23 protein-coding genes are annotated in these 23,368 nt (G+C 53.7%); 9 read left to right on the forward strand and 14 right to left on the reverse strand.

Going from position 1 to position 23,368, the window contains the following annotated elements:
• Positions 1-43: 43 nt before the first annotated feature.
• A complete protein-coding gene (gene spoT / locus MJO52_RS20915) occupies positions 44-2,161 on the forward strand; it encodes a bifunctional GTP diphosphokinase/guanosine-3',5'-bis pyrophosphate 3'-pyrophosphohydrolase (RefSeq protein WP_252083894.1) in 2,118 nt (705 codons plus the stop codon).
• A 156-nt stretch (positions 2,162-2,317) separates the two neighbouring features.
• The gene (locus tag MJO52_RS20920; RefSeq protein ID WP_252083895.1) at positions 2,318-2,701 is read left to right on the forward strand and encodes a Rid family detoxifying hydrolase; all 384 of its coding nucleotides are present in this window, start codon (positions 2,318-2,320) and stop codon (positions 2,699-2,701) included.
• An 81-nt stretch (positions 2,702-2,782) separates the two neighbouring features.
• Here MJO52_RS20920 and MJO52_RS20925 read toward each other — a convergent pair whose 3' ends face one another.
• Together MJO52_RS20925 and MJO52_RS20930 are read right to left on the reverse strand one after the other, a co-directional pair.
• Complete coding sequence (locus MJO52_RS20925) at positions 2,783-3,667, reverse strand: NAD-dependent epimerase/dehydratase family protein (RefSeq protein ID WP_252083896.1); 885 nt, start codon at positions 3,665-3,667, stop codon at positions 2,783-2,785.
• Positions 3,668-3,896: 229 nt separating this feature from the next.
• The gene (locus MJO52_RS20930) at positions 3,897-4,157 is read right to left on the reverse strand and encodes a GlsB/YeaQ/YmgE family stress response membrane protein (protein ID WP_252083897.1); all 261 of its coding nucleotides are present in this window, start codon (positions 4,155-4,157) and stop codon (positions 3,897-3,899) included.
• 189 nt (positions 4,158-4,346) lie between these two features.
• Between MJO52_RS20930 and MJO52_RS20935 the strand changes: the two genes are divergently transcribed.
• Together MJO52_RS20935 and recG are read left to right on the forward strand one after the other, a co-directional pair.
• Positions 4,347-5,270: a hydrogen peroxide-inducible genes activator gene (locus MJO52_RS20935; RefSeq protein WP_252083898.1), complete on the forward strand. Its 924-nt coding sequence runs from the start codon at positions 4,347-4,349 to the stop codon at positions 5,268-5,270.
• Positions 5,249-7,351, forward strand: coding sequence for an ATP-dependent DNA helicase RecG (gene recG, locus MJO52_RS20940; RefSeq protein ID WP_252083899.1), 2,103 nt, complete (start codon positions 5,249-5,251; stop codon positions 7,349-7,351). The genes MJO52_RS20935 and recG overlap by 22 nt, the downstream gene beginning before the upstream one ends.
• 10 nt (positions 7,352-7,361) lie before the next feature.
• On the opposite strand, the gene MJO52_RS20945 is transcribed toward recG, so the two are convergent.
• On the reverse strand, positions 7,362-8,678 hold the full coding sequence (locus tag MJO52_RS20945; RefSeq protein WP_252083900.1) for a dicarboxylate/amino acid:cation symporter: 1,317 nt from the start codon (positions 8,676-8,678) through the stop codon (positions 7,362-7,364).
• 115 nt (positions 8,679-8,793) lie between these two features.
• On the opposite strand from MJO52_RS20945, the gene MJO52_RS20950 reads away from it, so the two are divergent.
• From MJO52_RS20950 to phoR, 4 genes are all read left to right on the forward strand, one after another.
• Positions 8,794-9,405, forward strand: coding sequence for a chorismate--pyruvate lyase family protein (locus MJO52_RS20950; protein ID WP_252083901.1), 612 nt, complete (start codon positions 8,794-8,796; stop codon positions 9,403-9,405).
• Between the two features lie 63 nt (positions 9,406-9,468).
• The gene (ubiA, locus tag MJO52_RS20955) at positions 9,469-10,311 is read left to right on the forward strand and encodes a 4-hydroxybenzoate octaprenyltransferase (protein ID WP_252086045.1); all 843 of its coding nucleotides are present in this window, start codon (positions 9,469-9,471) and stop codon (positions 10,309-10,311) included.
• A 109-nt stretch (positions 10,312-10,420) separates the two neighbouring features.
• Complete coding sequence (phoB, locus tag MJO52_RS20960) at positions 10,421-11,125, forward strand: phosphate regulon transcriptional regulator PhoB (RefSeq protein ID WP_252083902.1); 705 nt, start codon at positions 10,421-10,423, stop codon at positions 11,123-11,125.
• 134 nt (positions 11,126-11,259) lie between these two features.
• Entirely contained in the window at positions 11,260-12,591 is a 1,332-nt protein-coding gene (gene phoR / locus MJO52_RS20965) for a phosphate regulon sensor histidine kinase PhoR (protein WP_252083903.1), read from the forward strand.
• Between the two features lie 21 nt (positions 12,592-12,612).
• Here the strand turns inward: phoR and MJO52_RS20970 are convergent, their stop codons facing one another.
• The 4 genes from MJO52_RS20970 to MJO52_RS20985 all read right to left on the reverse strand — a co-directional run bounded on the left by MJO52_RS20970 (position 12,613) and on the right by MJO52_RS20985 (position 14,904).
• Positions 12,613-12,972: a hypothetical protein gene (locus MJO52_RS20970; protein WP_252083904.1), complete on the reverse strand. Its 360-nt coding sequence runs from the start codon at positions 12,970-12,972 to the stop codon at positions 12,613-12,615.
• A gap of 2 nt (positions 12,973-12,974) precedes the next feature.
• Positions 12,975-13,586 (reverse strand): DUF938 domain-containing protein, encoded by a 612-nt coding sequence (locus MJO52_RS20975; protein ID WP_252083905.1) that lies wholly within the window; start codon positions 13,584-13,586, stop codon positions 12,975-12,977.
• The gene (gene yaaA / locus MJO52_RS20980; protein ID WP_252083906.1) at positions 13,583-14,359 is read right to left on the reverse strand and encodes a peroxide stress protein YaaA; all 777 of its coding nucleotides are present in this window, start codon (positions 14,357-14,359) and stop codon (positions 13,583-13,585) included. The genes MJO52_RS20975 and yaaA overlap by 4 nt, the downstream gene beginning before the upstream one ends.
• A 65-nt stretch (positions 14,360-14,424) precedes the next feature.
• The gene (locus tag MJO52_RS20985) at positions 14,425-14,904 is read right to left on the reverse strand and encodes a DUF4265 domain-containing protein (RefSeq protein ID WP_252083907.1); all 480 of its coding nucleotides are present in this window, start codon (positions 14,902-14,904) and stop codon (positions 14,425-14,427) included.
• Positions 14,905-14,973: 69 nt separating this feature from the next.
• Between MJO52_RS20985 and MJO52_RS20990 the strand changes: the two genes are divergently transcribed.
• Complete coding sequence (locus MJO52_RS20990; protein ID WP_252083908.1) at positions 14,974-16,260, forward strand: M48 family metalloprotease; 1,287 nt, start codon at positions 14,974-14,976, stop codon at positions 16,258-16,260.
• 70 nt (positions 16,261-16,330) lie between these two features.
• On the opposite strand, the gene MJO52_RS20995 is transcribed toward MJO52_RS20990, so the two are convergent.
• From MJO52_RS20995 to pstC, 7 genes are all read right to left on the reverse strand, one after another.
• Complete coding sequence (locus tag MJO52_RS20995) at positions 16,331-17,296, reverse strand: putative porin (RefSeq protein WP_252083909.1); 966 nt, start codon at positions 17,294-17,296, stop codon at positions 16,331-16,333.
• A 160-nt stretch (positions 17,297-17,456) separates the two neighbouring features.
• Complete coding sequence (locus MJO52_RS21000) at positions 17,457-18,251, reverse strand: putative porin (RefSeq protein ID WP_252083910.1); 795 nt, start codon at positions 18,249-18,251, stop codon at positions 17,457-17,459.
• Positions 18,252-18,534: 283 nt separating this feature from the next.
• A complete protein-coding gene (locus tag MJO52_RS21005) occupies positions 18,535-18,864 on the reverse strand; it encodes an antibiotic biosynthesis monooxygenase family protein (RefSeq protein WP_252083911.1) in 330 nt (109 codons plus the stop codon).
• An 87-nt stretch (positions 18,865-18,951) separates the two neighbouring features.
• Positions 18,952-19,659 carry a phosphate signaling complex protein PhoU gene (gene phoU / locus MJO52_RS21010; RefSeq protein ID WP_252083912.1) on the reverse strand — a complete coding sequence of 236 codons (708 nt, stop codon included), beginning with the start codon at positions 19,657-19,659 and terminating at the stop codon, positions 18,952-18,954.
• 25 nt (positions 19,660-19,684) lie between these two features.
• On the reverse strand, positions 19,685-20,563 hold the full coding sequence (gene pstB / locus MJO52_RS21015; protein WP_252083913.1) for a phosphate ABC transporter ATP-binding protein PstB: 879 nt from the start codon (positions 20,561-20,563) through the stop codon (positions 19,685-19,687).
• Positions 20,564-20,594: 31 nt separating this feature from the next.
• Positions 20,595-21,881, reverse strand: a complete 1,287-nt coding sequence (pstA, locus tag MJO52_RS21020; RefSeq protein ID WP_252083914.1) for a phosphate ABC transporter permease PstA — start codon at positions 21,879-21,881, stop codon at positions 20,595-20,597.
• Positions 21,874-23,253, reverse strand: a complete 1,380-nt coding sequence (gene pstC, locus MJO52_RS21025; RefSeq protein ID WP_252083915.1) for a phosphate ABC transporter permease subunit PstC — start codon at positions 23,251-23,253, stop codon at positions 21,874-21,876. The genes pstA and pstC overlap by 8 nt, the downstream gene beginning before the upstream one ends.
• Positions 23,254-23,368 lie beyond the last annotated feature (115 nt).

Below are 23,368 nucleotides of genomic sequence, written 5' to 3' on the forward strand. Positions count from 1 at the left end.
TCTGACCTAGAGTTTATGAGTTTTACGAGAGGCGCGCGCGGCATTGCACACCATCGATAGTCTGGCCCACCGCCTCTCCTCATACCTGCCTCCCGAGCAAATCCAAATAGTCCGTCGCGCCTATTTCTACGCGGAACAAGCCCACGACGGTCAGCAGCGACGTTCCGGTGAACCCTATGTGACCCACCCTCTGGCGGTGGCCACTATTCTCGCAGGCATGCATATGGATCACGAGAGCCTGGCTGCAGCCATGCTCCACGATGTGATTGAAGACACCGGAATCCCCAAAGCCGCACTGGAGGAGCAGTTTGGTGGCGAGGTTGCCGATATTGTCGACGGTGTATCCAAACTGACCCAGTTTGAGACAGACAGCGCCGCGGAAAAACAGGCGGAAAACTTCCAGAAAATGGCTCTGGCCATGGCGCGCGATATCCGCGTGATTTTGGTCAAGCTGGCCGACCGCTTGCACAACATGCGCACCCTCGGCGCACTCAAGCCACAAAAACGCCAGCGCATCGCTCGCGAAACCCTGGAAATCTACGCACCCATTGCCCACCGCCTGGGTATGAACGATGTGCGTATCGAGTTTGAGGACCGATCCTTCTTTGCGATCCACCCACTGCGCGCCAGCCGACTGCGTGCCGCTCTGGTAGCCGCGCGCGGCAATCGCAAGGAACTGCTGGAGCAGATCCAGAACGCCATTGAGCTGCGCCTGCAGCGTGAAGGAATCAGTTCCCTGGTGATTGGTCGCGAGAAACACCTATTCAGCATCTACCAAAAGATGCGCGCCAAGAAGAAATCCTTTAAAGAGATCATGGATGTCTACGCTTTCCGCATCATCGTGGACAGCGTGGACACCTGCTACCGGGTGTTGGGCGTAATGCACAGCCTCTATAAACCCGTCATCTCCGAATTCAAGGATTATGTTGCCATCCCCAAATCCAATGGGTACCAGTCACTACACACAGTGCTGCTGGGAATGCACGGGGTGCCTATCGAGGTGCAGATCCGCACCAAGGAAATGGATGAAATGGCCAATAGCGGCATCGCCGCCCATTGGCTGTACAAAGCTTCCGGCGATGAGGTAATTAACACTGGTGGTACTAGCCAGGTGCGTGCACGCCGCTGGGTGCAGGGCCTGCTGGAGATGCAGCAGCGTGCCGGCGACTCCCTGGAGTTTATTGAGAACGTTAAAATCGACCTCTTCCCCGACGAGGTCTATGTATTCACCCCCAAAGGGCAGATTGTCGACCTGCCCGCCGGTGCCACCGCCGTGGATTTCGCCTACTCAGTGCATACTGATATCGGCAACTCCTGTGTGGCCGTGCGGATCAACCAGCGCTTGGCGCCCCTGTCGCAGCCGCTGGCCAGCGGGCAAAAGGTGGAAATTCTCACCCGTAAAAATGCTCAGCCAAACCCAAACTGGCTCAACTTTGTTGTAACCGCCAAAGCCCGTAGCGCCATTCGACACTTCCTCAAACATCAGCGCCACCACGACTCCATTACTCTGGGGCGGCGCCTGCTCGAAAAGGCCCTGGGTAAATTTAATACCCGCCTGGAAGAACTGACACCGGAGCAACTGGAAAAAGGTCTGCAGGAAGCCAAGTGTGCGACTCTGGAGAAATTGCTGGAGGAGATAGGCCTCGGCAACAAAGTCGCCTTCTCGGCGGCCAAACTGTTGGCTCCCGCACACAGTGAAGAGGCGGAAGCGAGCAATATCTCCTCGCCACTGACCATTGATGCCCAGGAGGGCATGATGATCAGTTTCGCCCGGTGCTGCCGCCCCATTCCGGGGGATACCATCATCGGCCATATCAGCTCCGGCAAAGGCGTAGTGGTACATCGGGATACCTGCCGCAATACCAACGAATTCCGCGAACACCCGGAAAACCTGATGCTGGTGAACTGGTCCCCAGACGTACGCGGAGAGTTCCTCGGGGATGTGCGGGTGGAAGTGGAGTCCGAGCGCGGCATTATCGCGCGCCTGGCCACCCGTATTACCGAAGAGGGGGCCAGTATCGAGCAGATTAATGTGGATGAAAAAGACGCCCATAACAGCGTAATTTCCCTCACATTAGAGGTTAGTGGCCGTATTCATCTGGCGAGAGTCATGAAAAGGCTGCGCAACCTGCCGTCGGTGATCCGTATCTCGCGCCCGTAAGATACTTGGATATCGTACTGGCGAGCTAATTATCGACTCACTGAGAGCGAGCTTTTACTCCGCTTTTTGGCCTATGGCTTCGCTGCCATTCACTACAAAAGCGCGCTATATTTACTGGCTTTCCGCAACAAATAGCAATAAGTAATGGAGTGCCCAATGCCCAACCGCGCAATTATCAAAACAGACAAGGCTCCGGCAGCAGCCGGTACCTACTCCCAGGCGGTAAAGGTCAACGATACGGTATACCTGTCCGGGCAAATAGGACTGGATCCCGAGACTCAGCAGATGGTTTCCGGTGGTTTTGTCGATGAGGCCCACCAAGTTTTCCGCAACCTTGCAGCCGTTTGTGAGGCCTCGGATGGATCGCTCCAGCATATTGTGAAGCTCAATCTCTACATCACCGACAGCAACAACTTTGTCGCAGTGAATGAGGTGATGGCGGAGTTTTTTCAGGAGCCCTACCCAGCGCGTGCCACGGTGGTCGTTAAGGAGCTGCCGCTTGGTGCCCAGTTTGAAGCCGAGGGGGTGATGGTGCCTTAACCCAGCAGAGCACCAGCCTGCAGTGCCGGACCTCCGCCCGGCACTGCATTTCTAGATTTCTCTCTCGTAGATTTGCCGCTGTCAGCCTTCCGCTTCCAATAGCGCACTGTAGCCCACTTTGTAATCGGGATACTTGAGCTGGTAACCACTAGCGAGCAAGCGCTGATTACTGAGTTTTTTCGAGCGGCGTTCGCTGGTCTGCACAATCTCACGCAAATGAGCGCTGGTATAGCCCATAGCCTTCACCAGCCACTGCTGTAGTTCATACATGGGGACCGGCTTACTATCGGCGCCGATATACAGTGGCTCTGGTATCCAACCCTGCTTGTGCTTTTCAACCAGGTGCAACAAAAAGCCAATGCAATCGTCCACATGAATACGGTTACTGAACTGGGGGGGCTGGGGCGGGGCACAGCGACCGGCGCGTACCTGAGAGAGCAAGCGGTCACGCCCCGGACCGTAAATTCCGGCAAATCGTACAATACAGACCCCGGGAATCGCCGAGCGTATGATCTCCTCCGCCGCGAGCAGCGCCTCTCCCTGAAAACCACTAGGTGCAGGAGGCGTCTGCTCATCGAGAAAATCATCACCGCTCTGGCCATAAACACGGGTTGAAGACGCCCATATCACTAAGCGCGGCGGTTTTGGCAGGCGCGAAATGGCCTCGCCCAAAGCCCGCGCGGTTTCCACGTAAGCGCGCTGATAACCGCCGGGGGTATGTTCATCCGGAGTAAATGTGGCGAGGACGATATCGGCACCATCCGTCAGCAAGCGCTCGATATCCCCCACCTTGGTGGCATCCCCCCGACGCCAATTAACCGCATCCGCTCTGCGCTTACTCGCCAGAGCCACCAGAGGGTTGCGTCGCATGCCGTAAACACTGTACTGCTTGCGATCTATATTTAGAGCGAGGCGCGCCCCCAGATCACCACACCCAAGGATCCAAAGCTTCTCTTTCTGTGTCATATAGTTCCCGACAATCTTGCGCCTGGGACAGCGTCGACTGCCATATTCCCTTGATATTGTGCTGTTGCGTCCCGCGGAACTCCTCAGATGAGAAGTCCCTAGTCTTATTCATTAACTATTAAACGGTGCGCCAAAAAAAATCCGCAAACGATTGCGGTTTTGCCATCCATGAATAACGATGCGAGGCACTTTCACGCCTCACCATTCCATCTGCCGCTCTGGTATTGAACTAATTACCGCGCCCTTTGAGTAGGCGGTAGACAGCGAGAAAGATAATCGCACCAATGGTGGCTGTTATTATGTCGCCAAATCCGAAACCGGTCACGGGGCCACCGAATCCAATCAGGGCACCAAGCCAACCACCGATGAAGGCACCGATAATGCCAATCACCATTGTGACTATCCAACCACCTGGGTCTTTACCTGGCATGATCCATTTGGCTAAGGCGCCGGCAATCAGTCCGAGAATAATCCAGGATAAAACTCCCATGGCGTTTCTCCATTCTGTTGGCCCTCATAAGATATAGCAAAATTTTGCGCCTCAATTCCATAAAGGCGTCCACAATTGGTAATTTTTCCCAACTTTGTGCCTGAGGTGACAGCTTAGCGCTGGGGAGTGGCCAGCAGCTATTATTTATGAATAATAGCTATCAAATACTATCGCTTAATTGTCTTTACCATGACTCTCAATGAACTGCGCTACATCGTCACTCTCGCTCAGGAACAGCATTTCGGCCGCGCCGCCGAGCGCTGCTTCGTCAGCCAACCGACCCTGTCTATCGCAGTAAAAAAGCTGGAGAAAGAGCTGGGCGTCGCCCTTTTCGAGCGTTCCAAAACCCGGGTACAAGCCACGCCATTGGGGGAACGTATCGTCGCCCAGGCCCAACTGGTACTGGAACAGTCTGCCGCTATTAAAGACATCGCCAGCGCCGGTAAGGACCAACTGGCGAGCCCCCTCTCGGTCGGGGCGATTTTTACTATCGGCCCCTATTTGTTTCCGCACTTTATTCCGCAGCTACAGCACCTGGCCCCAGATATGCCTCTCTACGTAGAAGAAGGCTACACCGCCACTCTGCGCCAACGCCTGCGCAAGGGCGAGCTGGATGCGATCATTATCGCGTTGCCATTCACCGAGCCCGATGTGGTCACCCAACCACTTTATGACGAACCTTTCGTGGTATTAATGCCGGCTGGGCACCCCCTTGCCCAGCAGGAATTCATAGATCCCGAGCAGCTCACCAAAGATAATGTGCTGTTGCTGGGGGAGGGCCACTGCTTCCGCGACCAAGTGCTGGAGGCCTGCCCACACTTGCAGGTCACTATGGAGAAGGAGAGCGGTGGTGGAGGCATTCGTACAGCCGCCGATGGCAGTTCACTGGAAACCCTGAGACACATGGTGGCCTCGGGTCTCGGTATCACCGTATTGCCATTCTCCGCAGCCACCGCTTCGCAATATGCCAGCGGGCTGTTGGAAACACGCCCCTTCAAGGCGCCGGGGCCCCGGCGCACCGTCGCATTGGCTTGGCGTGCCAGCTTTCCACGCCACCGAGCTATCGATATATTGCGTGAGGCCATCAGCCAGTGTCATCTGATCGAGCCATAAACAACCTTGCAGATCAGCCGGTTACCAACCTCAAAGGGGTAGGAGACAAGTTTGCCCAGGTCCTGGCCAAACTGCATATCCACTCTCTGCAAGACCTGCTGTTCCACTTGCCGTTGCGCTATCAGGACCGCACCCGGGTGGTGCCGGTGGCCGGGCTCACTGCCGGGATGGATGCGGTTATTGAGGGCGAGGTAACTGCCGCCGATGTAGTTTTCGGCCGCCGACGCAGTCTGGTAGTCAAGCTTCAGGATATGAGCGGCAGTATCACTCTGCGTTTTTTCCACTTTTCTGCCGCGCAAAAAAACCGCTTTGCCCGCGGTGTACGCCTGCGTTGCTTCGGCGAGGCGCGGCGTGGCGCCGCCGGCCTGGAGCTCTACCATCCCGAAACTGAAATTGTCGGCAGCGAAAACGCCACTACCGAGGAAACCCTGACACCGGTTTACCCCCTGACCGAGGGCGTCAGCCAGGGGCGTATGCGCGGTCTGATGCAGCAAGCCGTGGAGCTCCTGCGCAGTGGAGCCGTGACCGAACTGCTCCCTGCAAATTTACTTCCAAAGCCATTGCGTTACCCACTGAGTGACGCCCTGGTTTATTTGCACTCGCCACCTGCCGGCACCCAGCTGGAAAAACTCGCCGCCGGCACACACCCCGCACAACAGCGCCTGGCCCTGGAAGAGCTGCTCGCGCACCATTTGAGCCTGCTGGAATTGCGGCGCAACAGCGCAAGGGTTGCGGCACCGCCACTGCCCAAAAACAAATCTCTGGAGAGAGATTTCCTCTCGCGACTGCCATTTTCGCTCACCGGCGCACAGCAAAGAGTCTGTGAGGAGATCGCCGAAGACCTCGCCCAGGACCTCCCCATGATGCGCCTGCTACAGGGAGATGTCGGCGCCGGTAAAACCCTGGTAGCGGCCATGGCTGCCCTCAAAGGCATCGGCGCTGGTGCTCAGGTGGTGGTGATGGCGCCGACAGAGATTCTCGCCGAGCAGCATAGAATCAATTTCTGTAACTGGCTTGAGCCTCTCGGCGTACAGGTAGCGCAACTTACCGGCAGCTTAAAAGCCGCCGAGCGCCGCGAGCAGTTGGGCAAAATTGCCAGTGGCGAGGCGCAGCTTGTGGTTGGCACCCACGCACTCTTCCAGGAGGGTGTGGTGTTCCACAATCTGGTGTTGGTGATTATCGACGAGCAACACCGTTTCGGGGTGCGCCAGCGTTTGGAGCTGCGTGAGAAGGGCGCCGCCAGCGGTGCCACCGGCAGATTGCAACCGCACCAGTTGATTATGACCGCCACCCCGATCCCTCGTACCCTGGCTATGTCTGCATTTGCTGATCTGGACTGCTCCATCATTGATGAGCTGCCTCCCGGTCGCCAGCCTATTAACACCGTGGCGATCTCTAACGACCGTCGCGACCAGGTGATGGAAAGAGTGCACAGTGCCATCGCCGAGGGGCGCCAGGCCTATTGGGTCTGCACCCTGATTGAGGAATCCGAGAGCCTGCAGGCTCAGGCCGCAGAGTCCACCGCCGAGGAATTAGTGGAGATGCTCGACGGTGCGCGTGTGGCCCTGGTACACGGGCGCCTTAAGCCGGAGCAGAAAGAGCAGGTGATGGGCGCCTTCAAAGCTGGTGAGGTAGACCTGCTGGTGGCAACCACGGTGATCGAGGTGGGGGTAGATGTGCCCAACGCCAGTCTAATGATTATCGAAAACCCAGAGCGCCTGGGCCTCGCCCAGCTGCACCAGCTGCGCGGTCGGGTTGGGCGCGGCTCCATAGCCAGTCACTGTGTGCTGCTCTACGGTACACCACTGTCACAAAATGGACGGGCGCGCCTACAGGCGCTGCGTCAGCATAGCGACGGCTTCGCCATCGCTGAGGAAGACCTGCGTCTGCGCGGACCAGGGGAAATTCTCGGCACCCGCCAGACTGGAGAGATCCAACACCGTATCGCAGATCTGCAGCGGGATGCGGAACTGCTGCCACAAGTGCAAAAAATAGCCATATCCCCACATTTGACGGAAGGGATACGACAGCAGTTAATTAAGCGCTGGTTACAAAACAAGCCCCGTTTCGCCGAGGCTTAAGGAGAGCGCCCTAGTGGGCGCCTACTGTACTGTTGTCGTTGATGCTGACACTCTTGTAATTGGCGTCGTAGTAAGTCTCCTCGTCCAAGGCGCCTTCACTCTTCGCCACCACACTGCTCACTACCGCATCCCCGGTGATATTCACTGCGGTGCGCACCATATCCAGCAGGCGGTCAACGCCGATCACAATGGCAATCCCCTCCAGCGGCAGTCCCACCTGCTGCAGCACCATACCGAGCATAATCAGGCCGACGCCGGGCACCCCGGCAGTACCAATAGAAGCCAAGGTTGCTGTCAGGATCACTGTCAGGAAGCCAGTCAAGCCGATCTCAATACCAAAGAACTGAGCGATAAAGACCGTAGCCACACCCTGCATAATCGCGGTGCCATCCATATTGATGGTTGCACCCAAGGGGACGGTGAAAGCAGCCACCTTGTTGTCCACACCTAAGCGCTTCTCAACTGTCGCCAGGGTTACCGGTATGGTTGCTGCAGAGGAAGCTGTACTAAAGGCAAAAATCATCGTCGGACGCATCTTTTTCAGCAGCTCAAGGGGCTTTAGGCCACTCAACAGCTTCAGCAGAATCGAATAGACGCCCAGTGCATGAATAATCAAGGCTGCCAGTACCACCAGGAAGTATTTACCCAGTTGCAGTAAGCCTTCTAAGCCCAATCCTGCAAAAGTTTTCGCCAACAGGGCAAAAACTCCGTAGGGAGCAAACACCATCAACACCCCCACCATGCGCAGCACAACGCTATTGAGATCGTTGAAGAAAGCTGCAACGCGCTTCCCTGGCTCACCACAGCGGGAGATCGCATAGCCCATCAATAGGGCAAACACGATAATTTGCAGCATATTGCCCTCGGCCATGGCTGCGACTGGATTGGTGGGAAAAATATTTACCAGCACTTCAGAAAGTGGGGGGGATTCTTTTGGTTGGAAAGAAGACGTTGCCGCAGCAGCAGCCTCACTCACACCGACCCCAGGCTGGAAGATCAGTGCCATGCACAGGGCCAGGGTAATAGCGATAGCCGTTGTCAGCATATAGAGCAGCACGGTTTTACCCGCCAACGGACCGATCCGGCTTCCTTCAGACAGGGCACAGGCACCACTGATCAGAGAAACCAACACCAACGGCACCACCATCAGCTTCAGAGAGGCGATAAAAATTCGCCCGATAATGTCGAACAGGCCACCCGTCAGGTAGAGGTTGATTGCGTTGGTAACACCCTCACCGAGCAACTGGCTCATATTCAGGATATTGATCAGGATTCCCAGCCCAATACCCGCGATCATCCCCAGCAGAATTTTGGTCGTAAGCCCCATAACAAGCTTCTCTTTATAAATTCATTGTTTTCATTAAAGGGAGCACTATATCCATTGCCGCCCCGGTGAGCAAAAATCCAACGGAGTGGCGCCAGCCGCCAGTGGGCAGGGTACAATGCCCTTTTTACCGACTGCGGAGTTATCGTTGCACCAGTCTCCATTTGTACCTGCGGGCGATTGGCGGGGGCGGCCATTTGAATCGGCACAGTTCCAACCACCAGAAAACCTGATGCCGTGGCTGGCATACACCGGTTCGCTCACCGCTGCACTGAAGCAACTGAGTGGAGGGGATTTCAGTGTGCAGGTACTTGGTCAGAGCTGGCAGCTACCCCGCGCGGAGGAATGCCGCGCGCTCAATTTAAATCGCCACAGCCGCGCCCTGGTACGGGAGGTACTACTGATAGGGTGTGGCCAACCCTGGGTTTACGCGCGCAGTGTACTTCCCCTGCGCAGTTTGCAGGGCAAGTCCCGCAACTTACGCAGTCTCGACGACCGCCCTCTGGGGGAGCTGCTGTTCAGCGAACCAGGGATTCGCCGAGGCGAAATAGAGTTCAACCAATTGCGGCGCAACCCCGACTTGCAGGCTCAAGGACTCTGCGACGGCGGCGACAGTGCCTGGGGGCGCCGCTCAATTTTTTGGCTGCGGGGCAAACCCCTTTTGGTCGCAGAGGCCTTTCTATCGCAGTTCTGCCCCGATGACCCACCTGCAGTCCCCGCAAACCAATAACCAAATACAGGGAGATTAGCCACCGTGATTAGCCAACAAATCGCCGCGCGCTGGCCCGCCGCAATGCCCTACTGGCAATTGGCGCGTATGGATAGGCCCATTGGCTCCCTATTACTTTTGTGGCCCACTTGGGTCGCACTGTGGCTTGCGGCGGGGGGCTGGCCAGGGCTGCATCTATTTGCAGTGTTCACTTTGGGCGTCATCCTGATGCGTGCGGCCGGCTGCGCGATAAATGACTTCGCCGACCGCGAGATTGACGGCCATGTTAAGCGCACCGCCACGCGCCCCCTGGCCACCGGTAACGTTACTCCCAAGGCGGCTCTTGGCCTATTCGCCGGGCTCAGCTTCGCGGCTTTTTTGCTGGTGCTCACCACCAATCAGCTAACGATTTTATTGTCATTGCCAGCACTGGCATTGGCCTTCTGCTACCCCTTTGCCAAGCGGCACACTCACCTGCCTCAAGTCGTATTGGGCGCGGCCTTCAGTATGGGGATCCCCATGGCCTTCGCCGCAGTGACCGGCGAAGTGCCTCCCCAGGCCTGGCTTCTCTATGTCGCCAACCTGTTGTGGACCCTGTGTTATGACACTTTTTACGCCATGGTGGATCGGGATGACGACCTAAAAATCGGAGTTAAATCCACGGCAATTCTGTTCGGGGAAATGGACAGAGCCATGACTGCCACTCTGCAGCTTTTGGTTCTAATGGCACTGGTGTTGATCGGCCAGCGCTTCGGCCTCGGCGCCATTTACTACTTGGCAGTTACGGCTATAGCGGCGCTTTTCGCTTACCAGCAATGGCTGATTCGCAACCGCGATAGAGAGGCCTGCTTCAAGGCATTTCTCCACAACAACTGGGTAGGGTTGGTGTTTTTTGCCGGAATATTCCTGCATTACCTCTTCAATTGATCCAGGTCTGGGAGTTCAGGCATAACCGTCATATATTTGTCATATAAATCCCGTTTAATCCTCGGCCATAACCGGGAACTTCTGACAACAGAGCGGGTATGGCAGCCAAATGCACAGTAAAACGATCCTGATTGTCGACGACGAAGCCCCTGTACGCGATATGCTGCGGGTGGCTTTAGAAATGGCAGACTACCGTTGCCTGGAGGCGGAAAACGCCCAAGAGGCCCACGCCTTAGTCATCGATGAAAAGCCAGACCTTATTCTTCTCGATTGGATGCTACCCGATGTATCCGGAGTAGAGCTGGCCCGCCGACTTAAGCGCGATGAGCTGACCACCGCGGTGCCCATCATCATGCTCACCGCCAAAGGCGAAGAAGACAATAAAATCAAAGGGTTAGAGACGGGCGCCGACGACTATATCACCAAGCCCTTCTCCCCCCGCGAGCTGGTGGCGCGCCTCAAGGCGGTACTGCGCCGCGCCGGCCCGGCCACCCCCGAAGACCCCCTCAGCGCCGGCGATCTGGTACTGGACCCTCTAAGCCACAGGGTCACCATCAAGGGACAGCCGGTGGATATGGGGCCTACTGAATTTCGCCTGCTGACTTTCTTTCTCTCTCACCAGGAGCGCGCCTACACACGCACCCAGCTGCTGGATCACGTCTGGGGTGGCAATGTCTATGTGGAGGAGCGCACCGTCGACGTACACATCCGCCGCCTGCGCAAAGCTCTGGCACTTGACGGTCACGACCGTTATATCCAGACAGTGCGCGGCACCGGCTATCGATTTTCTGTGCAAACTGCCGAAAAAGTGTGACAATCTGCAAAGATCGGCACTGACTCCCGCGGTAACCATTGGTCACTCCCACAGAGGACCGGGTTTCTAAGATGTATTAAGTGCGGGGGTGGACATCAGCCCTCCCGACAACTGCCAGGTAACACGGCAAGGCTATGTTGGATCGCAGTATTGGCGAATTTTCGCGCTTCTTAATTATTGCTCTGGGCTGCTTGACCCTCGGCTTCACCACGTCCGAGTGGTCGCTCACCCTGATTTTAGGGCTGGCAGCCTACCTGCTCTCAGTGCTGTGGCAGCAGCACCGCTTCAATCGTTGGCTTGCCAATGGCCGCCGCGGCCCCGCTCCCACTGCTTTTGGTATCTGGGGTGAAATCTATGACGACTTCTACCGTATGCAACGCCGTCACCGCCGTGAGAAGCAAAAGCTGCATGTCATGTTACGCCGTGTTCAGGACAGCACCAGCGCCCTGCGCGAAGGCATTGTAGCCCTGGAAAATGGCGACCACCTGGCCTGGTGGAACCCCGCCGCCGGCGAGCTGCTCGGCCTGCAGTCCAGTGATCAGGGGCAGTCCCTGGTGAACTTTGTGCGTGACCCTGGCTTTGTCAGCTATATGCACAGCGAGGACAACAGCCCTCGCGAACCGCTGACCCTGCCAGCGCCGGGTAATGAAGCCCTGCATCTGCAACTGGAAGTGACCCGCTACGGCAAGGATGAAGCCCTGGTTATCGTTCGCGATATCACCCGCCTGCACAATCTCGAGCAGATGCGCCGCGATTTTGTCGCCAACGTTTCCCACGAGTTGCGCACTCCTCTTACCGTAATTGCCGGCTACCTGGAAACCCTACAGAACAGCGATATGGCCCCCCCTGCCTGGCGGCGCCCGCTGGTTCAGATGGAGGAGCAGGCGGCACGTATGACCACCTTGGTCAACGACTTGCTTCTTCTGGCACGCCTGGAAACGTCAGAGCGAAAAACGGGTGACGTCTCTGTAGATGTGCGCGAGTTGATGGAGCGAGTTGCCCGCGAAGCGCGCAGCTTTAGCGGCGACCGTCACCAGGTCAGCGTAGCGTGCGAAGGGGATTGCAGTATCCGCGGCGATGCCAGTGAGCTGCACAGTGCTTTCGCCAACCTGGCGCTCAATGCGGTGAAATACAGCCCGGGGAACGGGGAGATACAACTGCGCTGGTGGCAGGATAACGATGGCGGCCACTTCAGTGTGCGGGACCAGGGTATCGGTATAGACTCGCTGCATATCCCGCGCCTTACCGAACGTTTTTACCGGGTAGACCCCGGCCGCTCCCGCGACAGCGGCGGCACGGGATTGGGCCTGGCTATCGTCAAGCATGTACTGTTGCGCCACGGTGCGGAAATGAGCGTGCACAGTGTCCCAGCCCAGGGCAGTACTTTCACCCTGCATTTCCCCTCCACCAAGCTGGAAGAGAGCCCCTCACGGGAACTAATGGAGACCGAGGGCGCGGATTCTTGATCCACCCCCTCAATGATAAAACTATTCAAATTCTGGCAGCTTTACCGGCTCACCATTTTTGATATAGGTAGCCTCTTCTTCATCGTGCACCGGGGTGCTCTCCCGGCGCAGGATCAGGTGGTGCAACTTTAAATCCCCATCTCTTAACAACAGATGCTCATTGCCATTGTCATCCACAGGCAGAGGCTTGTTTCCCACCAAAGCATCGCGCAGAGCGCGCAGCCGCGGCACATCTTTATAGCGATTCAGGTCATTGGAGAGACGCGTTTTCATGCGCTCACTTTCATGCAGGGCTGCAGCAGTTTCACGATATTTGGCGAAAAAAAACACAGCTGCAATGGCAAACGCCACAACAACGGAAACTTCAAACCATACGGGCATAATCACTCCTTGTTATCGTATTTACGCCAAACGACCAGCTGGTTGTTCGCTGGCAGGTAATTTAGCTCTTCCCGACGCATGCCGACATCACTGGCCAATTGATCCAACCACTCCAGATCACGGATACCGCTATCGGGGTTGCGCTCTTTGAGGTAGGTATCGAAATCCGCATTGCTGGGCCCGATAAAACTGCCATCAATCTTGAAGGGTCCATATACAACCAGCAAGCCATTGGGTTCTAACAGAGTGTGCAGTTTGTGAAAGAATCGCTGTACTGACTCCCTCGACATAATATGCAGGGTATTCGAGGTAAACACCGCATCGAAATTCAGCGCAGGCCAGGGCGCATCGACATCCAGAGTCAGAGGTTCGCGCAAGTTCTGTGCGGGCGCACTCGCCAACCAAGCTCGCACACCGGGCAGCATTTCCGCCCGCTCCGAGGTCTGCCAAATTAAGTGGGGCAGGCGCGGTGCAAAAAAGACCGCGTGCTGACCTGTGCCGCTCCCCACCTCCAATACCTTATGGCTACCATCCAGCAGGCGGCACAGATGAGTAAGAATTGGATCGCGATTACGCGCACAAGCCGGTGCATCCGGCAGGCTGGTATCGCTCATTGCTGTTCATCCCGAGTGAAAACCCAGTCGCGCTCATTGGACATGCCCGAGTTATAGGTATAGCCAGCCACATCAAAGCCCTTAAGCTCCTCCGCTTTCTTCACCCGCTGCTCAATCGCCCAGCGGCTCATCATGCCCCGCGCTTTCTTGGCAAAGAAGCTGATCATCTTATACTGACCATTTTTTAGATCTTTAAAATGGGGGGTAATGACCTCTGCATCAAGCGCCTTGGGCTTTACCGCCTTGAAGTACTCATTAGAGGCAAGGTTGACCAATTCCCGGCTCTTCAGCGCATGCAACTGGGCATTGATCGTCTCAGTAATTTGCTCTCCCCAAAATTCATACAGATTTTTACCGCGGCTGTTTTCAAATCTGGTGCCCATTTCCAGGCGGTAGGGTTGCATCAGGTCCAGCGGGCGCAACAGGCCATAGAGACCGGAGAGCATTCGCAAATGCTTTTGCGCATAACTGAAATCGCGCTTGCCCATAGTTTCAGCGGCCAGGCCGGTATAAACATCCCCCTTAAAGGCGAGTAGGGCCGGGCGCGCATTTTTATCTGTGAAAGGGCGTTTCCAGTCTTGAAAGCGGTCGTAATTCAACACACCGAGCTTGTCGGAAATCTTCATCAAGCTGGAGATCTGCTGTGGGCTCAGATCACGCAGTTCGCCAATTAATGCCGCTGACTCCTTGAGAAAGTCTGGCTGTGTAGTTTCCAGTGTGGGTATTTCACTCTCGTAATCCAGCGTCTTGGCTGGAGAAATCACTATTAACATCGGGTGCCTTACTTATGCTGCTTCGCTTTCTATTTGAGCCCAACCGCTAGGACCGGGGCACTGCTCTATTCGGGCTTCAATATATCCTGCCACCAGTTGAGGGGTGTTTGGCCATCCTTCGGATCGTAGACATTGCCGTAGTACCAGGCACTGTTGGCACCATCACAGATACTATTGAGAATTTCCTCAATCTTATCGAAACCACAGCTGACATGGATGCTGTAAACCAGCATGCGTGGAACTTCCAGATCCAGCTCCCCTCCAAGTTTCTCCAGCTGCGGGCTCAAGCGGTCGGAGAGTTCGGCGCTGTCGCCGCGACAGAAAACACGGATCGCCAGATTACCGGAGCGCTTAACCAGCTCAAATTGCTGGGTATCTTTATCCACTTTAATGCAATCGCCACTGGCGATGCCTTTAATAAATGCGGGAGAACGTACCAGCTGGCAACTGTCGTCCTCATTGACTCGTACCTGTAAGCGCTCTACCACCGGCTCGCCATCGGGGTTGGTGCCCGCAAATAACTCTATTACCTGAAGTGCCGTCATAACCTCTATTCCCCGACTGTGTACAATGGGTGATCGTTGAATAATCGGCATTATACAGGGAGGCAAGCAATGATCTCGCGTAACCAGGCTTTCTTCGCCGCAGTGGCGTTGACGGCAACCTCTATTATCAGTGGCTGTGTCACCAATCCAGTGACCGGAGAGCAACAGTTCTCTCTGGTATCGGCCCAGCAGGAATTGAACTTAGGACAGCAGCAATACCCAATCAACCAACAACAACAGGGCGGTCAGTACACCATAGATCCCAGCTTGCAGGAATATGTGAATCGGGTCGGGCAAAAGTTGGCTCGGGTCTCGGACCAGCCGCAGCTGCCCTACGAATTTGTAGTATTGAATAACTCCGTTCCCAACGCCTGGGCACTTCCCGCTGGCAAAATCGCCATTAACAGAGGCCTGCTGGTCCAGCTTGAGGATGAGGCGGAATTGGCCGCTGTACTCGGCCACGAAATTGTCCATGCCGCCGCACGCCACTCCGCCACCGCCATGTCACAACAACAGGTGCTCGGGGCCGGCCTGGCTGTACTCGGTGCGGCCACCAAAGATTCCGCCTATGCGGACCTTATCTCCACCGGCAGCCAGCTGGGAGGTTCCGCCTATATCGCCCGCTACGGTCGCGGCAACGAACTGGAATCCGACGAATACGGCATGAAATATATGGCTGCCGCCGGCTATGACCCCCAGGGCGCCGTGCGACTGCAGCGCAAATTCGTCGAACTCTCCAAAGGGCAGCAGAGCAACGGCCTGGAAGCCCTCTTCGCCAGCCACCCCCCATCACAGTCCCGCGTCAGCGCCAATATCGAGCACAGTAAATCACTGCCCAAGAACGGGGTCACCAACCGCGATGCCTATCAAAAGGCCATAGCACAACTAAAACGCGATGCGGATGCCTATGAAAATTATGATGATGCTCTAAAAGCAGCCAATAAAAAGCAGTTTGATACGGCACTGAATCTGGTACGAAAGGCACAAAAGCAACAACCAAAAGAAGCCTCTTTCTTCGCACTGGAAGGAGATTTACTCGCCCAGAAAAAACAATTTGATAAAGCCCATCAGGCCTACGACCGTGCCGTACAGAAAAACCCTGCACTGTTTTCCCACTGGTTAAAACGCGGCATGGCTAGTGCGCAACTTAAAAATTACACTGCTGCGGAGAGGGACTTAAACCGTTCTCTACGTTATTTGGAAACAGCTTATGCACACTTCTATTTGGGCGAGGTGTATGAAAAGCAGGGGAATAAGCAAAGCGCTTTCAAGCACTACGAGACAGCAGCCGGGGCAGGGGGAGAGATTGGCTCTAAAGCTCAGGCCCGGATACAGGCCTTAACTGGGAAGGGCTAAATTTATAGTTTAGAAATTTTGATTTAAAAATTTAAAAGGGCTAGTGGATAGCCCTTATATTTTCATAAAATTATAACTGAACTCTTAAGCCCAGCCGGTACTCATCATACCGATAAGCATCGCAATCATCACACTCCAAATATCCAAATTCTGCATAATACCCATTGTATTTATTTGTTGCTGCGGCTAAGTAAGCTACGTCAACGGCAATATTCTGATTAAAGAAGTGGGAAAACCCTAATTTATAACGATGATTTTCATCATAAGCTATATTGACGGAGGTCTCTTTATTAAAATAAAATTCTGCGCTCAACTCCGAGGCATCCCCCCATATTCTTCCGTTTCCGTGATAATAACTCGCTTCAACACTTAGATACTTATCATTTCCGAAATCTACGAAATATTTAGAAGATAAAATGTGATTGTCAGTTTCCTCAGCGACATTCATTGTAAAACCAAGATAACCAGTATCACTTAATTGGTGGCTATACTGGGCGGTTAATGAAAACTCTTCTTCTTCATCAAAATACTTAAAATCAGTATTACTATAGTTTAATTTCACTAAAACATTCGGGGTGAAAAAATAACCAATCGATTGATCATAAATGTTGGCATATTTTTGATCCTCTATAGTAGCACTCAGCACCACACCATTTTCTACAAAATACTCACCTTTTGTAGAAATTGAATTTTGATGATGATCATTCCGCAAATAATCATTCCGAATTTCATATCGGGAGAATTGTGCTGATATATTGCTAACCTTATTGATGTACTCAAACTCCTTTAGAGGCCCAAGAGTTTCTTTCCCTCCAAAATAGTAAGTAGTACCAACGGTTGAGGTTTTATTTTTTACTTCTTTAGCATTATAACCGGACGTTGGAAAATATGGCCACCCCATTGGGCTATTGTAATGGTCATGAAATGAGTACTCTAAATCTGAATAACTCAAAGTAGTTATCGACTTATACTCCTCCGCCGTTACGCCAGTAGCAAGCACCATCAGGGGAACAACTGATACTTTAAAACCCTTCATAAAATCCTTTTCCAACTATAGATTTGATTTGTAAGATTTTAATAGGATTTATTTTTTATTTCTAGAGACAATAACAATACGACAAGAAATAAACGTTTAGGTAACATCCAATAATTAACTAAGAAAATAAAAGGACTATCTAAGATAGCCCTTTTCTTACTTACAGCTGTACGGTCATACCAATTTGGTAGATATCGTAATCGATATCACTATCAGTATTGGAAACATAAGCAGCTTCAACAGCGAAGTTGCGGTTGAAGAAATGGTTCATACCCAGCTTAAACTCTTCTTTTTCATCGAAAGTAAAGCCGACGGAGGTGCGCTGAGTAAAGAAGTACTCTGTGCCCAACTTCCAATAGTCATCGTCCTCATCGTAGCTGATATAATCCAGATCAATCGTTAAGTACTGTTCACCACCCAGGTGAGTAAAGTACTTAGAAGACAGGCTGCGAGTATCAAACTCTTCATCAACTGAAAAGTCGAAACCGATATAATCGGTTCCATTCAGCTGGTGGTTATAACGAGCATTAACAGACAGCTCATTATCACTGTCGTTATCTTCATGTTCCAGGCTAACCAGGAAGTTAGGTGTGAAGAGATAACCTACTGATAAAGTATCAATATTTTCTTCACCCCAATCGGCTAACTGAGCACCTAAAACCAGACCATTGGATGCAAAATACTCTCCACCGATGGTCAGAATATCGGAATCTTCACTGCCTTCGTTTAAATGAGAGAAGCCACCGTAAACATTGCTAACTTTGTTTATATATTCAAATTCTTTCAGTGGGCCTAGAGTTTCTTTTCCGCTGAAGAAGTAGCGACTATCAAGAGTAAAACTATCATCACCTTTTTCTAAATTGCTGTAGTTAGCTTTAGTAAAAGAATTGTACTCCTCGGCAGTTGTAGTAGCCGCAAGAAGCATCAGGGGGAGAGCTGCGAGCTTGAATCTCATTTCAAAATCCTTCGTTAACGTAGGGATCCAAATTGGGCTGCGGATTGTAACAAAAGAATTTTTGTCTGCAACAACAGTTAATTACACAAAGTCAGTTTGAGAAGACTTTGCGACGAAGGGAATGAGAACAGGGGGCAGACAGAATTAAAGCTTCTTGCTTAGATGTAATTATCCGTAATCAAGTATTTTAAATACTCATTCAGAGACCGATTAAAATTTACAGTTTTTTAATTTTTGAAAAATTTAATTTATTCAGCTTCTGTTCAGTTTTGACGAGGCAAGCTTAAGAAAGTTCATCATCATCAGCATAAGAAGCTACTACCTCTCTAAATTCTTTAAACTCTCCTAAAGGTCGTATACCCACAAAAGGAGCCACGCTTTGAATAATTTTATCAATCGCAAACGTATGTTCAGCCTGCATAGCATCGCGTTCTATTTTACTGTGCCAAGTGGCTATCGCTATGAGGCTATTTTCGTCACCGATCTTTTGCAAAAGTTCCGTGCCCATAGCCCCAGGTGCCCGCTGAATTAACTGAGACGCACGTACCCAGGCATCGGCATATTCTTCCGCTGTGAAACCTTCCTTAATTTGAACCTCAAAAATATATTTCATCGCCAAGCCCCTAAATATTTCAAGTTCTTAAAATCTGCCTGCAATAAAAAAGGCCGCTATGAGCGACCTTTCTTTGGCTGAGGAAACTTAGGATTTCCTTAAATTCAAATTCCTCTCGTGGCCGTGGCGAATATCCGCCCCCTCCACCAAGTAGACTACCTGCTCACAAATATTCTTGGCGTGGTCACCGATACGCTCCAGTGAGCGCAGTGTCCACAGCACATTAATGACGCGGGAAATACTGCGCGGATCTTCCATCATATAAGTCACCAGCTCACGGACGGCGGTGCGATAATCCATGTCCACCTGTTCATCCTCGGCGAGGGTGCGCAATGCGGACTCCACATCGAAACGAGTGTAGGCATCCAGGGCGTCGTTGAGCATTTTGCGTACAGCATTTGCCAGATGGCGTATCTCGGTATAGCCGCGCGGTGAGGTGCCTTCATCGGTCAGGGCAATCGCCATTTTCGCGATTTTGCTGGCCTCATCACCGATACGTTCCAGGTCGCGGGCGATTCGGGTTACCGACATCACCATACGCAGATCCGAAGCGGCGGGCTGGCGCTTGGCGATGATTAAAGTCGCGTGCTCGTCCAGGGCCATCTCGCACTTGTCGATTTCCTCTTCGACGCGCAGGACTTCCTCGGCGAGCTGGCTATCGGCATTCGACAGAGCATCGACGGCATCGGCTACTTGGCGGGCGACCATGCCGCCCATTTCCAACATCTCGGTCTTGATTCCCTCCAGGTCCTCATTGAACTGGCGGGAGATATGCTGATCGAAGTGCATTTCCATAGTTATCCCTCGGAGCAAGATTGGCTTAGCCGAAGCGGCCGGTAATGTAGGCTTCGGTTAGTTCGTGCTCCGGATTGGTGAACACGGTCTCTGTATCGTTGACTTCAACCAGGTGCCCCAGATGGAAGTAAGCCGTGCGCTGACTAACGCGGGCCGCCTGTTGCATGGAATGGGTCACGATGGCAATAGTGTAGTTCTCGCGCAGCTCATCGATCAGCTCCTCAATACGCGCAGTGGCAATAGGGTCCAGGGCGGAGCAGGGCTCATCCATCAGGATAACCTCAGGGCTCACGGCAATGGCTCGGGCGATACACAAACGCTGCTGCTGACCGCCAGAGAGGCCGGTGCCCGGCTTGTCCAAACGGTCCTTAACTTCATCCCAGAGGCCGGCGCGGCGCAGGCTGTTTTCCACAATTTCATCCAGGTCGGCGCGGCGGCTGGCGATCCCGTGGATTTTGGGGCCATAGGCCACATTTTCATAGATAGACTTGGGGAAGGGATTGGGCTTCTGGAACACCATCCCCACCCGAGCGCGTAGTGGCACAACATCTACCTTGGGACCATAAATGGGGTCGCCATCCAGGCTCAGTTCGCCTTCCACCCGACAGCCTTCGATGGTGTCATTCATGCGGTTGAGGCAGCGCAGGAAAGTGGACTTACCACAACCGGATGGGCCGATCATCGCCACAACTTCATTGCGGCCGATATCCAGGCCCACATTGTGAATAGCCTGGGTTTCACCGTAGAACACATTCACATTGCGCATGCGTAACTTGGCGGTATCAGTGAAGGGCTGGCCCACTGTTTTCCGCACCTCGGCTTGGCTCACTGCCATTTTTTCACCGGTCAGTTCGGGTTGCGCCGCTTCAGAATGTCCGGCGGCATCCAGGGTCATGGTACTCATAAATAATCCTGTTTTCCGATTATCCGCGCTGTTACCAGCGGCGCTCAAGTTTCTTGCGCAGCATTACTGCACTGGTATTCATAAGAATCAATACACTCAGCAGCACCATAATGGCTGCAGAGGTACGCTCCACAAAGGCGCGCTCTGGGCTGTCGGCCCAGAGGAAAATCTGTACCGGCAATACCGTGGCCGGATCGGTAACTCCGCCGGGTACATCCACAATAAAGGCAACCATACCGATCATCAGAAGGGGCGCGGTCTCACCCAAGGCCTGGGCCATACCAATAATCGCACCGGTGAGCATACCGGGCATGGCCAGCGGCAATACATGGTGGAAAACCACCTGCATACGCGAGGCACCCATACCCATCGCCGCTTCGCGAATCGAAGGCGGCACCGCCTTCAACGCCGCACGGCTGGAAATAATAATTGTCGGCAACGTCATCAGGGTAAGTACCAGACCACCAACCAGAGGCGCAGAGCGCGGCAACTCAAAAAAGTTGATAAAGATCGCCAGCCCCAGCAAGCCGAATACGATGGACGGCACCGCCGCGAGGTTATTGATATTCACCTCAATCAGATCGGTCCAACGATTCTTCGGCGCGTATTCTTCCAAATAGATAGCGGCAGCCACCCCGATTGGGAAAGACAGCGCCAAAGTCACCAGCAATGTAAACAGCGAGCCCATCAAAGCGGCGCGGATACCTGCCTGTTCCGGCTCGCGCGAATCGCCGTTGGTAAAGAAGGTGGTGTTAAAACGCTTCTTCAGTTCGCCACTTTGTAGCAACTGCTCGATCCAGCCGGCTTTCTGTTCGGATGTGCGGCCGCGGAAGCCCTCTTTGGAATCCTTCAGACTTTTAACAAAAGTATCCACATCGTCGTCAGCGGCAAACCATACCTTCTCGCTCGTACCGAGTAGCTCTGGGTTTGCAGCCAGGCGATCACGCAGGTTAAAGGGTGCCCCCGAGGAGACCAGGCTATAGAGCTCACGCTTGTCACTGCGGCCAGTCACCGAGGGAAAACGCTCGCGCAACGCCGCGCGGATCACCCCGGTGAAATTGGCCCAGGCAAGGCTCTCGTCATCGACCTTCTCAATACCGAGTACCTGCGCATCGTAGTGCACTTCCAGCTCAATGGCGGTCTGCACAAAGGCGCCGCTACCCTTGCTGATAATATCGCTGAATAGAATAACAACCGCGAGTATGCCGAAAGCGATACTGGCAATGCCCAGCCCACGAAACAATTTTTCCTTGCGATGGCGGCTGGCGAGGCGCTTCTCGATGCGCTCACGAACCTGCGTCTGGGTGAGGTTAGTCATACTGCTCCCGGTATTTTTTCACTACGTGCAAGGCGATAAAGTTCAGCACCAGAGTGGAGATAAATAGCATCAGGCCAAGCGCAAATGCGGCCAGGGTCTTGGGACTGTCAAACTCCTGGTCGCCGACCAGTAGCGTCACGATTTGCACGGTAACAGTGGTGACCGAATCCAGAGGGTTCGCAGTCAGGTTGGCGGCGAGGCCCGCGGCCATCACTACGATCATCGTTTCACCAATTGCGCGAGATACCGCCAAGAGTACACCGCCGACAATTCCCGGCAAGGCGGCGGGAATCACCACCTTGCGCACGGTTTCCGATTGGGTTGAACCCAACCCCAGAGCGCCATCGCGCAGGGATTGCGGAACTGCATTAATAACATCGTCAGATAATGAAGAGACAAATGGGATAATCATAATCCCCATTACCAGGCCAGCGGCCAGGGCGCTCTCACTGGAGGCCTGTAAACCCATTGAGGTGGCCAGGTCGCGAATAAATGGGGCAACAGTCAGTGCCGCAAAAAAGCCGTATACCACGGTGGGTACACCGGCGAGAATTTCCAAAATAGGCTTGGCTACGTTGCGCACGCGCTTGCTGGCGTACTCGGCCAGATAAATAGCGGCCATCAGGCCCACAGGCACCGCCACCAACATGGCGATTGCGGAAACCATCAGGGTGCCGGTAAATAGGGGTACCGCACCAAAGGCTCCGCTGGAACCAACCTGATCGGCGCGCAGGGCCATCTGCGGGCTCCAGTGCAGGCCGAACAAGAATTCAGTCACTGGCACCGACTGGAAAAAGCGCAGCGACTCAAACAGTACCGAGAACAAAATACCCACAGTGGTAAAAATCGCGGCGCAGGCACAGGTAATCAGAATAGCCTTCAGGACTTTTTCCACTTTCTCACGGGCACGCAGCTCCGGAGAAAAACGCAACAGTGCAAATGCCCCCAGGCCCACCGCCAATACCAGGCTTAAAAAGGCCTGTAGAGTATTGGAATTATTGCGCAACTGACTGAGGTGCTCGGCAGCCGACTGTAACTGTGGAGATGACTCTCCCACCAAATGGCCAGCGGCAAGGTTTTGAATTTGTGCATAGAGCAGGTTCTGCCCGGCAATGGTATCGGGCTTATCGGCGATGCTGTGCATCACCATAGAGCGAATAATGGCATCGTCAAAAATCAGCCAGGCACCCAGTAGTAAAAGTGCCGGTAAACCACACCAAAGCGCGGTAAATAATCCGTGATAGCTGGGCAGTGAGGCCAGATTACGCAGGCCTCCTCGGCTGCGCGCTGCACTCAGTGCACGACTAAAGCCGGTACCGTAGGCCACTAAAATCAACAGCAGCAAAAGGGCGAACAGTGTGGGGGTTTGCATTGAATTACCGTGCTAAAAATGTCGATGTCGGCATTATCCCGACTTTTCCCTGTGTTTCCACTTGGCTTTCATAAAAACGGCCAAGCCCTCTCGAGCTTGGCCGTCAATTCCCTTT

The sequence above is a fragment of the Microbulbifer variabilis genome, assembly GCF_023716485.1.
Taxonomy (GTDB): domain Bacteria; phylum Pseudomonadota; class Gammaproteobacteria; order Pseudomonadales; family Cellvibrionaceae; genus Microbulbifer; species Microbulbifer variabilis_B.